Origin of the sequence: Algoriella sp., assembly GCF_036647415.1 — a bacterium.
Lineage (GTDB): Bacteria > Bacteroidota > Bacteroidia > Flavobacteriales > Weeksellaceae > Empedobacter.
On record NZ_JAVXKG010000006.1, the window covers coordinates 103760 to 114768 of the forward strand.

General features: G+C 30.6%; 10 protein-coding genes. 9 read left to right on the plus strand and 1 reads right to left on the minus strand.

The features are described 5' to 3' along the window. Positions 1 to 102 precede the first annotated feature (102 nt). The 5 genes from RSC72_RS04290 (at position 103) to RSC72_RS04310 (ending at position 7171) form a co-directional block, all read left to right on the plus strand. Entirely contained in the window at positions 103 to 1092 is a 990-nt protein-coding gene (locus tag RSC72_RS04290; RefSeq protein WP_332543529.1) for a hypothetical protein, read from the plus strand. After that, the gene (locus tag RSC72_RS04295; protein ID WP_332543530.1) at positions 1089 to 3638 is read left to right on the plus strand and encodes a hypothetical protein; all 2550 of its coding nucleotides are present in this window, start codon (positions 1089 to 1091) and stop codon (positions 3636 to 3638) included. The genes RSC72_RS04290 and RSC72_RS04295 overlap by 4 nt, the downstream gene beginning before the upstream one ends. 56 nt (positions 3639 to 3694) lie before the next feature. After that, entirely contained in the window at positions 3695 to 4429 is a 735-nt protein-coding gene (locus tag RSC72_RS04300) for a DUF1003 domain-containing protein (RefSeq protein ID WP_332543531.1), read from the plus strand. Positions 4430 to 4551: 122 nt separating this feature from the next. Beyond that, positions 4552 to 6180: an L-glutamate gamma-semialdehyde dehydrogenase gene (pruA, locus tag RSC72_RS04305; RefSeq protein ID WP_332543532.1), complete on the plus strand. Its 1629-nt coding sequence runs from the start codon at positions 4552 to 4554 to the stop codon at positions 6178 to 6180. 61 nt (positions 6181 to 6241) lie between these two features. Continuing rightward, complete coding sequence (locus tag RSC72_RS04310; RefSeq protein WP_332543533.1) at positions 6242 to 7171, plus strand: cation diffusion facilitator family transporter; 930 nt, start codon at positions 6242 to 6244, stop codon at positions 7169 to 7171. Between the two features lie 79 nt (positions 7172 to 7250). Here RSC72_RS04310 and RSC72_RS04315 read toward each other — a convergent pair whose 3' ends face one another. Further along, a complete protein-coding gene (locus RSC72_RS04315; RefSeq protein WP_332543534.1) occupies positions 7251 to 7898 on the minus strand; it encodes an OmpW/AlkL family protein in 648 nt (215 codons plus the stop codon). A 235-nt stretch (positions 7899 to 8133) separates the two neighbouring features. On the opposite strand from RSC72_RS04315, the gene RSC72_RS04320 reads away from it, so the two are divergent. The 4 genes from RSC72_RS04320 to hpf all read left to right on the plus strand — a co-directional run bounded on the left by RSC72_RS04320 (position 8134) and on the right by hpf (position 10823). Continuing rightward, positions 8134 to 9276 carry an acyl-CoA dehydrogenase family protein gene (locus RSC72_RS04320; protein ID WP_332543535.1) on the plus strand — a complete coding sequence of 381 codons (1143 nt, stop codon included), beginning with the start codon at positions 8134 to 8136 and terminating at the stop codon, positions 9274 to 9276. A 68-nt stretch (positions 9277 to 9344) separates the two neighbouring features. Beyond that, the gene (gene rpsU / locus RSC72_RS04325; RefSeq protein ID WP_332543536.1) at positions 9345 to 9539 is read left to right on the plus strand and encodes a 30S ribosomal protein S21; all 195 of its coding nucleotides are present in this window, start codon (positions 9345 to 9347) and stop codon (positions 9537 to 9539) included. Between the two features lie 82 nt (positions 9540 to 9621). After that, entirely contained in the window at positions 9622 to 10521 is a 900-nt protein-coding gene (locus tag RSC72_RS04330; RefSeq protein ID WP_332543537.1) for a tyrosine-type recombinase/integrase, read from the plus strand. 2 nt (positions 10522 to 10523) lie between these two features. Continuing rightward, positions 10524 to 10823, plus strand: coding sequence for a ribosome hibernation-promoting factor, HPF/YfiA family (gene hpf, locus RSC72_RS04335; protein ID WP_332543538.1), 300 nt, complete (start codon positions 10524 to 10526; stop codon positions 10821 to 10823). Positions 10824 to 11009: the final 186 nt, after the last annotated feature.

Genomic DNA, 11009 nt, shown 5'->3' on the forward strand with positions numbered 1-11009 from the left:
TGTAATCTAAATTTAGATATCCAGTATTTCAATCCTTCAAAAAGCGGAAATAATCACTAAAATTATCGATAGTTTAATTCAAATTTCGTAGTAAATTTGAGTATGAATTGTTTACAGAAAATAATTGTTGTTTTTCTATTATTTCTTTTGGTAGGCTGTACTTCCGAAACTAAAAAATCGCCAATAGACTTCTATTATTGGCGAAGTAATTATGGTATAAATCAAACAGAAAAAAACACGGTAGATTCGTTAAAAGTCGAAAATATTTATGTTCGATTTTTTGATGTTGATAAAACCGCAGATCACATACAACCAGTCGGAATTATTCAAAATTTTGATGCAAGAAAACTTCCTGTAAATTACATTCCAACGGTTTTTATTACCAACAGAACTTTTCTCAATACATCAAAAGATCAAGTAAAAACTTTAGCAAAAAATGTATTCAATTTTATAAATGAAACAGCTAAAAAGGGAAATTTGAACGAATTTGAAGAAATTCAGATTGATTGTGATTGGACAAAATCTACACGAGAAAATTACTTTTTGTTTCTGAATGAATTGAAACATATTTCAAATAAAAAACTTTCGGCAACATTACGATTACATCAAGTTAAATTTAAAGACAAAGAAGGAATTCCGCCTTTGGACAAAATGGTTTTGATGTGTTATGCAACCGAAAATCCAACCGATCAATCTGAAAATAATTCGATTTTAGATTTGAATATTGCAAAAGATTATCTCCAAAATCTGAATAATTATCCGATAAAATTAGATGTCGCATTACCTATTTATTCGTGGGCGATTGTGACCAATCATTTAGGAAAAATAAAATTAATTAATTCTTTTTCGGAGCAAGATTTGATAGGGAAACCAGTGAAGAAAATTCGTAATGGATTTTATGAAGTGGAAGATGATTTTTTTGTTGAAAAATTTTATGTCAGCAAAGGTTTTACGATAAAAGTTGAAACAATTTCACCCGAATTATTGGTCAAAACGAAATCATTTCTTGATACAAAATTGAAAAATGATTATCGACTAATTTATTATCATTTAGATTCAAAATTTTTGAAAACAATCCCAACAGAACTATGAAAAAATTAATACTATCATTAAGTTTAATTCTACCGTTATCACAAGCTTTTGCGTGTGCTGATAGAGGTGGAGAAGATTATTATTACTACAATCTTTTTTCGCAAACATTGAGCGAAGCACCGCAATATCAACCATTTTTGATGACAATGGATAATCCGTATTATGACATGGATCCAAATCAGAAAAATGACAATATTATGGCTTGGCAAAAAACCTTAGGTATTAGTTATGATGAGGCGTATGAGTTGGTTTTGATAACGTCTAAAGCTGATGTTGATAAATTAATCAAAAATGGAAAATCGACTGATAGTAAGACTAATTTTGCAACTTCTGATTGGGTAAAAAAGAACAAACAAAACTTACTTTATTTGTCGTATGCCAAGTATTTAGAGCCTTATATGGCTTTTTATTACATTGATAATGGCGAATGGTCGTATGTAGATCGTCCAGATAAAAATGTAAATAATCTGAATTATAAAAAAGTATTAGATGTTCTGAAAAAAAGCTGGAATGCAGAGACAGACAAAGAGCTGAAGATGCGTTATGGTTATCAAATTGTACGTTTTGCACATTATTTTCATGAATATAAAGATGCCGTTAATTATTTCAAAATGTATGTAGAATCGCAAGGGATTAAAAATGCGATTTATTTTTATGCGTTAGATCAAAAAGCAGGAGCAGAAAGAGGTTCAGGAAATTATATGCAAGCGAATTATGATTTTTTTGAAGTATTTTCTCATTCAAATGATAGAAAATTGAGTGCATATCAGTCAATGAAATTCACGGAAGATTTGAATTTTGAGAATATGTTGGCGAATGCAAAAACAATGCAAGAAAAAAATGATTTGTATTTGTTGATTGGTTACAATAATTTTTCAAATCCATTAGCGCCAGCAAAGAAAATAATTGCGAATGATGTAAATGCGCCACAAGCCAGAATTTTATTTGCCCGAGCAATCAATTTGATAGAGCGCGAATATTTGCAGCAAAATCCAGAAGATTATTATTGGGATTCTTCTCAGGAACGAAAAAAATACACCGATTTATATTTACCTGTAAAACAAGATAGTTATTATTCCGAAAATACAAATGATATTCAAATTAATGAATTAATTTCTTTAGCTAAATCGCAAGCAGAGAAGGCTACAGATAAAGATTATTGGAATCTTTCCGTTGCTTATCTTAATTTATTAAATAAAAATTTTACTGAAACAAAGACTTTTTTAGCAAAGACAAATTCTAATTCGAAAGAATTTCAACAACAGAAAAAAGTAATCGAGATTTTATTAGAAATTTTTGAACAAAAAAAGATTACAGATAATTTTGAGAATCAATTGATACAAAAATATGGTACGATTCTGAGCTATGAATTTCCAAAATTACCAGAAGATGTGTATGATTATTCGAATGCAGATAATCAAAAAATGAATCTAAAAAATGTGATTTTTGATGTTTTGGCGAATCGTTATTATTTGCAAGGCGACAAAGGAAAAGCATTTCTTATACATAATGATATTACGCAATTAGGTACGAATCCGAGTTGGGATATCATCAATGATCTGGATAAATTGGATAAAAAATCGAATAAAACAGCTTTCGAAAAGTATTTGATTAAAGCGAAAGTAAAGTCGAGTTCATGGGATTGGAGAACTGAGAAATCGACAGATTTACAGTTCAAACTTTCTGATTATTTAGCAGATTTCAAAGGAACATTGTATTTGGGTGAGATGAAATTTGATTTGGCGAAGAAAGAATTTGAGAAAATTGATCAAAAATATCAGACTTCAGAGAGTGCTTATTTTGTATATGGTTATGATTCTGTAAAAGACAAGGAAACGAAAACTTGGGTAGAAAACCAGTTTGACGGTTATCACAATATTCCGAATAAGATATTTGGTTACAATAAAATAGAATGTTTTAATTGTGATGAGAATATTGTAATTGAAACGCCTTATTTGAATGAATTTAAGTTTATCAAGCCAAAATTGTCAAAATTGGAATTGATAAATGCTATGATAGAATTGAATAAAATTGCCAAAAAGAATACAGAAGAAGGTGCAAAAGCAAATTATTTGTTGGGTAATTTTTACTACAATACCACTACTTTAGGCTATTATCGTTATTTGTTAACATTTGACACAAATAATAGTAACGGACCGAAATACAATAATTATGGTGATGAATATCAGGCAACAAACAATTTTTTCTACAAAAGTTTTGGTTGGGGTGGAAATTACACGGATAATTTTACACCATCAGAAAATTATTTGAAAAAAGCATTCAGTTCTACGACAAATAGAGAGATGAAAGCGCAAATTTTGTTTGCTTTATCTAAAGATGAACAAGGACGTTTTTATAATTCTAAAGATGCGACTTTGAGAAAATTATTCGAAAATGAATATGATAATGAAGCAAAAATATTGAGTTATAAAGTAGTGAATTATCGTAGTTATTTCAAAGAATTGAAACAATATTCGGATACAAAATCTTATCAAGAAACGAAATCAAATTGTAAGTATTTTGATTATTATACAAATAACTATTAAAATTTTAAGCTTCCACATGGAAGCTTTTTTTATATATTTAAGAAAATGAATCATGTATGAAATGTTTTATAACGAACCAAGAATTTAAAAAATATGAAACTGTTCAAGGAAAAGATTTACAGAAAGAAATCTTTGACTTAATCAATGTAGATTTTCCTAATTTCAAGATAGAAGATTATATTTCTATCAAAGAATTAAATAAATATAGAAGATTATTTTTTGCAAATCTGATTTCGCAGGAAAAAGGAGAAATGGAAAAATTAGATCAAGATGTTATGGAAGCAATTCGTGATAATTCTATTTTGTCAGAAAATATAAAAGATGAAGTAGAAAAAGACTCTACTTTGGGGCAAAGAATAGCTGATAAAGTGGCAACTTTTGGTGGAAGTTGGACATTTATCATTATTTTTTTTACATTTTTATTGATTTGGATGTTTCTTAATTTTTGGATGTTACATAACAAAGGATTTGATCCGTATCCGTTTATTTTACTTAATTTGATTTTGTCATGTTTGGCGGCAATACAAGCACCAATTATTATGATGAGTCAAAATAGACAAGAAGATAAAGACCGTGAACGTGCAGAACATGATTATAAAATTAATTTGAAAGCTGAATTAGAAATTAAATTATTGAGCGAAAAAATTGATCATTTATTAGTTCATCAAAATAAAAAACTATTAGAAATTCAAGAAATGCAGATTCAATATTTAGAGAATATTGAGCAACAAGTACTTCAATCTAAAAGCAAAACTAAAAAATCGGACGATAATTTAGAAAACTTAGAATAGTTTTTTGTTAAATCATTTAAAAAGAGTTTGATGACATATAGTTAATGATTCAATTTAAATCATTTTCATTTATTTTTCTTAAATTTGAACTTTGAAAAAGTATAAACAAACAAAATAATAAAATGTCAAAATCATTTGCTCAAATTCCTCAAGCTATTAACGAAGAGGTAAAATCATACGCTCCTGGTACGCCAGAGAGAGCACAATTATTAGACGCTTACAAAAAAATGTACAATGAGATAACAGAAGTTCCTCAGTACATTGGTTCTGAAGAAATCTTTAGCGGAAACAAAAAAGAAATTCGTCCACCACATGATCATCAAAAAGTAGTTGGTTATTTCCACGAAGGTACACAAGCAGATGTTATAAAAGCAATTGATACAGCTTTGGCTGCAAAAGATGCTTGGGTTGCAATGGCTTGGGAAGATAGAGCTGCTATTTTCTTGAAAGCTGCAGATTTATTAGCAGGTCCTTACCGCGCTAAGATAAATGCTGCAACAATGATTGGTCAATCTAAAAATGCAATGCAAGCAGAAATTGATTCGGCTTGTGAGTTGATAGATTTTTTACGTTTCAACGTACAATATATGACAGAGATTTATGCAGATCAACCAATTTCTTCTCCAGGAATTTGGAATCGCGTAGATTATCGTCCGTTAGAAGGATTTACATTCGCAATTACACCATTCAATTTTACTGCAATTGCAGGTAATTTACCATCTTGTATGGCTTTAATGGGGAATGTTGTTGTATGGAAACCATCTGACAAACAAACTTTAGCTGCGAAAATTACAATGGAAGTTTTCAAAAAAGCAGGTTTACCAGATGGTGTTATCAACTTAATTTTAACTGATGGTGCAGAAACAGCAAAAACTGTTTTAGAACACAGAGATTTTGCAGGTTTACATTTCACAGGATCAACACGCGTTTTCAATACATTATGGAAACAAATTGGAGATAATATTAATAATTACAGAACTTATCCAAGAATTGTTGGTGAAACAGGAGGAAAAGATTTTGTAATGGTACATAAATCATCTTGTCCAACAGAAGTAGCGGTAGCATTAGTTCGTGGTTCTTTCGAGTATCAAGGTCAAAAATGTTCTGCGGCTTCAAGAGCTTATGTTCCATCAAACTTATGGCCAGAAGTTGAAAAACAAATGAAAGAAATGGTTGCAACAATCACAGTTGGTACACCAGAAGAATTCTCAAACTTTATGACTGCTGTTATTGATAAAAATTCTTTCGAAAAATCAAAAGGATATATTGATAGAGCAAAAGCATCTTCAGAAGCAGAAGTTGTAATTGGTGGTACGTATGACGATTCTATCGGATATTTTGTTCAACCAACAGTTATTAAAGCAACAAATCCTAAATATGAATCTATGGTAGATGAGATCTTCGGACCTGTATTATCTGTTTATGTTTATGATGAAAATGAATTCGAAGAAACATTAAAATTAGTTGACGAAACTTCTATTTATGCATTAACAGGATCTATTTTCTCTAAAGATCGTGCTGCTGTAGATATTGCTGCTAAAGCATTGAAAAATGCTTGTGGAAACTTCTATATTAACGATAAACCAACAGGTGCAGTTGTAGGTCAACAACCATTTGGAGGTGCTCGTGCATCAGGAACTAATGATAAAGCAGGTTCTGCAATGAACTTGTTACGTTGGACTTCAGTTCAAACAATCAAAGAAACATTAGTTTCTCCAACAGATTATAAATACCCATTCTTGGCAAAATAATTTTTTTTTCGAGATATAAAATAGAATAAGCCTTACATTTGTAGGGCTTATTTTTTTTGGTATGAATGACAATTCGGAGAAAGCTATAAAAGCTTCAATATTTAGTATTTTCGGGAATGCTTCTTTGGCTATTATCAAGTTTTTGGCTGGATATTTCGGTAACTCTTATGCACTTATTGCGGATGCTATAGAATCTTCGGCAGATGTATTTTCATCTATATTTGTGTTTTTTGGACTTAAATATTCTGCACGTCCAGCAGATGAAAATCATCCGTATGGACACGGAAAAGCAGAAGCTCTGATCACATTCTTGGTCGTAACTTTCTTAATTGTTTCAGCAATTATTATTGCAAAAGAAAGTGTCAATAATATTATTACACCACATCATCAGCCCGCACCTTTTACATTATTGGTTTTAGGAGGAATTATTTTATTCAAAGAATTATCCTTTCAGTATGTAATGCGAAAAAGTATAGAAACCAATAGTTCTTCTCTAAAAGCAGATGCTTGGCATCATCGTTCAGATGCAATTACATCGTTAATGGCTTTTATTGGGATTTCGATTTCGTTGGTAATGGGACCAGGTTGGGAAGCGGCAGACGATGTTGCGGCGCTTTTTGCTTCGGGAGTTATTTTTTACAATGCGTATAAAATTCTTCGTCCTGCTTTAGGAGAGATTATGGATGAGCAATTGTATGAAGAAGAAGTAGAAGAAATTAGAAAGATTTCGTTGAACGTTTCGGGCGTTATTGCAACTGAAAAATGTAATGTTCGCAAAAGTGGAATGTATTATTTTGTAGATTTACATATGATTGTCGATGGAAATATATCTGTTGTAGAAGGTCATGAAATTAGCCATCATTTGAAAGATGAAATTAAAGAGAAAATGCCACAAGTACAAGATGTTTTGGTGCATATAGAACCAACTTTTGTTTCGGTTAGAAAATATTATCGAGATCATCAGATAGAAGATAGAAAAGTAGGGGAATAAAAAAAGAGAAGTATTTTGCTTCTCTTTTTTGTTTTTCTTTAATTTCAAAAATTAAAGAAACTATATAAGTGAGTTGGTATTAAAATAATTTGAAACCGATACCAGTACTAATCAACCATGGATTAAGATCTACATCAGCAGGTACATAAACTTGTCCAGCAGGTAAAGCTGCACCAACTTCAACATCTGTATTCAAGTAAACTTTTTTTACATCGACATTCCAATATAATTTATCGTTGATTTTGTAATCAAATCCTAATTGAAAAGAGTAACCTAAATTGTTATCATAATCAACATTAGTTATAGCAGCATTACGTCCTTTTCCTTGACCTTCATCGTAAAAAATAGTATAATTAAGTCCAGCACCAATATATGGTTTTAAGTTTTTGGTTGGGTAGAAATGATATTGAAGATTTAGCGTAGGAGGTAATAACATAACACGTCCCAAATCTAAATTACCTAAAGCTGTATTTACAGCAACAACTTCATGTTTCGAAGTTCCTAAAATTAATTCGGCAGCTATATTTTTTGTAAAATAATAAGTAAAATCTACTTCAGGAATTAAGTTATTTGTAAGGTTAACATTTCCTCCAATCGTTTCAATAGTCGCATTTTCCATTGGTACAACACCAGTTGCTCTAACGCGCATATGTAATTCACCAGCCTCTTGTCCAAATGATAAAGTAGATAGTAATAATCCGCTCAACACTAATAATCCTTTTTTCATAGTACTTGTTTTATCTTTTTCTAATGCAAAACTAGGATAGTTTTATCCGAATTAAAATGTCGAAAATCATACATCGAAATGAGAAAAAACATTTGGTGTTTTATGAAACTTTTATACCTTAAACACGCTGATAGTCAGTAATTCTTAATCAATAAAAATAAGATAATTAATTTAATAATCATAGAAGACTATATTTTTATTATTTTTGACAAAAATCAGAATTAAACTCAAAAAAATGAATTTCTTAGAAAACGAAAACTTAACATTGATCGCACAATCTGCACAAGATTTTGCAAAGCAATACATTCAACCAAATATAATGGAGTGGGACGAAGCCCAAACTTTTCCTGTAGAAGTATTTAAAGAATTAGGAAAAATGGGATTCATGGGTGTCTTAGTTCCAGAACAATATGGTGGTAGCGGATTGTCTTATGAAGAGTATGTGACGATTGTAGACGAAATTTCTCAAGTAGATCCTTCTATCGGTTTATCAGTCGCAGCGCATAATTCACTTTGTACAAATCATATTTTAGAGTTTGGAACTGAAGAACAAAAACAACGTTGGTTACCAAAATTAGCAACAGCAGAATGGATTGGTGCTTGGGGATTAACAGAACACAATACAGGATCTGATGCCGGAGGAATGTCAACTACAGCTGTAAAAGATGGTGACGAATGGGTGATAAATGGAGCAAAAAACTTTATTACACATGCTATCTCTGGTGATGTTGCTGTAATTATGACACGTACAGGAGAAAAAGGAGCAAAAAATAACACAACTGCTTTTGTAATAGAAAAAGGTACACCAGGTTTTACATCAGGTAAAAAAGAAAATAAATTAGGAATGCGTGCTTCAGAAACAGCAGAATTAATTTTTGATAATGTACGTATTTCAGACGCAAATCGTTTAGGAAACGTAGGAGACGGTTTCAAACAAGCGCTAAAAGTATTAGATGGTGGTCGTATCTCAATTGCAGCACTAAGTTTAGGAATTGCAAAAGGAGCATATAAAGCGGCATTAAAATACGCACAAGAACGTCATCAATTTGGTACTGCAATTGCAAATTTCCAAGCTATAAACTTTAAGTTAGCAGAAATGGTAACAGAAATTGAGGCTTCAGAATTATTAATTCGCAAAGCATCGTATTTAAAAAATAATAAAAAACCAATGTCTACAGAGGGTGCAATGGCAAAATATTATGCCTCTGAAGCGTGTGTAAAAATATCGAATGATGCGGTTCAAATATTTGGTGGATACGGATATACAAAAGATTTTCCAGTAGAAAAATTCTACAGAGATTCTAAATTATGTACAATCGGGGAAGGTACAACTGAGATTCAAAAATTAGTAATCGGAAGAAATATTTTGAAAGATTAATATAAAAGGATTTGTTTAATAACTAAAGAGTTGTATATTTGCCATCTTAAAAAGAAATAGATAAAATTATGTTGATTATACCAGTAAAGGACGGAGAGTCAATCGAAAGAGCTCTAAAAAAATACAAAAGAAAATTTGATAAAACAGGTGTTGTACGTCAGTTAAGAGCGCGTCAGCAGTTCATTAAGCCTTCAGTTACTAAAAGACAAAAAATGAGTAGAGCAATCTACAAATTGTCTTTAACAGTTCAAGAAGAAGCTTAGTCTACCGTTTTAGACAATATAAAGAATTAATTTCTGTTGACCTATTTATTAAAGTTGTAACTTTGATAAATAGGTTTTTTTTATGGATTTTACACATCAATTTTTAGATTATTTAGCACTCGAGAAAAACTATTCTGCGCTAACGGTAACAAGTTATAAACGTGATTTAGAAGATTTTATTAATTTTTACCAACAAGAAGAAAACACAACAGAAATTCATCTTGCATCTAAAAATCACATTCGTGCATTCATTATGTATTTAACTGAGCTGGAGAAATCCGAAAAAACAGTAAATCGTAAATTAAGTGCACTTCGAAGCTTTTATAGATATTTAATAAAAGAAAGACAACTCACCGTAAATCCAATCGAACAAATCCATTCTTTGAAACAAAATAAACAAGTTCTAATACCATTTACGGAAGCAGAACTTAATGATTTGTTAACAAATGAAGAATATTTTCCAAAAACATTTGAAGGCGTACGCGACCGTTTGATGATCGATCTGATGTATCAAACCGGTATTCGTCGTGCAGAATTAATCAATCTAAAAGAAAATGATATAGATCCTAATCTACTGTCAATAAAAGTTCTAGGTAAAAGAAATAAAGAACGCTTTATACCCGTTTCAACCTTTTTATTAGAAGATATTGCTGCGTATAAAGAAATACGAGATAAAGAAATTGAACTAAATTGTGTTAATATTTTTGTGACAGAAAAAGGAAAACCATTGTATGATAATCTTGTTTATTCCAAAGTAAAATATTATCTTAGTCTTATAAGTGTAAAGCATAAAAAAAGTCCTCATATGTTGAGGCATTCTTTTGCAACCCATATGTTAGACTCTGGAGCAGATCTGAATGCGGTTAAAGATATTTTAGGGCATTCAAGTTTGTCGTCAACTCAAGTTTATACACATGGAAGTATAGAGAATCTAAAAAAAGTGTTTAACAAAGCTCACCCACGTGAGAACAAAAAAGATTAACTATGACAATTAATGTTCAAGCAGTAAACTTCAACACTAAACCAGGTTTAGAGGAGTATTTAGGAAAAAAATTAGAGAAATTAGAAACATTATCTGATAAAATAATCTCTGCACAAGTATTTCTAAAACTTGAAAATACATCTGAGAAAAGTAACAAAACAGTGGATATTAAGTTAGAAGTTCCTGGAGATGATATTGTAGTAAGTAAAACAGGTCAATCATTCGAGGAATGCATTGATTTAGCAGTAGATACATTAAAAAAACTAATCATTAGAAAAAAAGAAAAAGTTAGCGAAAGATAAAATTTTATTGAATTGACTAAAAAAAAAGTATAAAAATTTGGTTAATTCAAAAAACAACGTAAATTTGCAATCCGTTAAACATACAGAATTAACGGATTGTTCTTTTAAAAAGTAATATTTTTTTTAAAAAATGCCGATGTAGCTCAGTTGGCCAGAGCAGCTGATTTGTAATCAGCAGGTCGTGGG

What these genes read in the sequence shown, in the direction of transcription:
- RSC72_RS04290 (WP_332543529.1), top strand. Translation starts at nt 103, where the DNA reads ATGAATTGTTTACAGAAAATAATTGTTGTTTTTCTATTATTTCTTTTG.
- RSC72_RS04295 (WP_332543530.1), top strand. Translation starts at nt 1,089, where the DNA reads ATGAAAAAATTAATACTATCATTAAGTTTAATTCTACCGTTATCACAA.
- RSC72_RS04300 (WP_332543531.1), top strand. Translation starts at nt 3,695, where the DNA reads ATGAAATGTTTTATAACGAACCAAGAATTTAAAAAATATGAAACTGTT.
- pruA (WP_332543532.1), top strand. Translation starts at nt 4,552, where the DNA reads ATGTCAAAATCATTTGCTCAAATTCCTCAAGCTATTAACGAAGAGGTA.
- RSC72_RS04310 (WP_332543533.1), top strand. Translation starts at nt 6,242, where the DNA reads ATGAATGACAATTCGGAGAAAGCTATAAAAGCTTCAATATTTAGTATT.
- RSC72_RS04315 (WP_332543534.1), bottom strand. Translation starts at nt 7,898, where the DNA reads ATGAAAAAAGGATTATTAGTGTTGAGCGGATTATTACTATCTACTTTA.
- RSC72_RS04320 (WP_332543535.1), top strand. Translation starts at nt 8,134, where the DNA reads ATGAATTTCTTAGAAAACGAAAACTTAACATTGATCGCACAATCTGCA.
- rpsU (WP_332543536.1), top strand. Translation starts at nt 9,345, where the DNA reads ATGTTGATTATACCAGTAAAGGACGGAGAGTCAATCGAAAGAGCTCTA.
- RSC72_RS04330 (WP_332543537.1), top strand. Translation starts at nt 9,622, where the DNA reads ATGGATTTTACACATCAATTTTTAGATTATTTAGCACTCGAGAAAAAC.
- hpf (WP_332543538.1), top strand. Translation starts at nt 10,524, where the DNA reads ATGACAATTAATGTTCAAGCAGTAAACTTCAACACTAAACCAGGTTTA.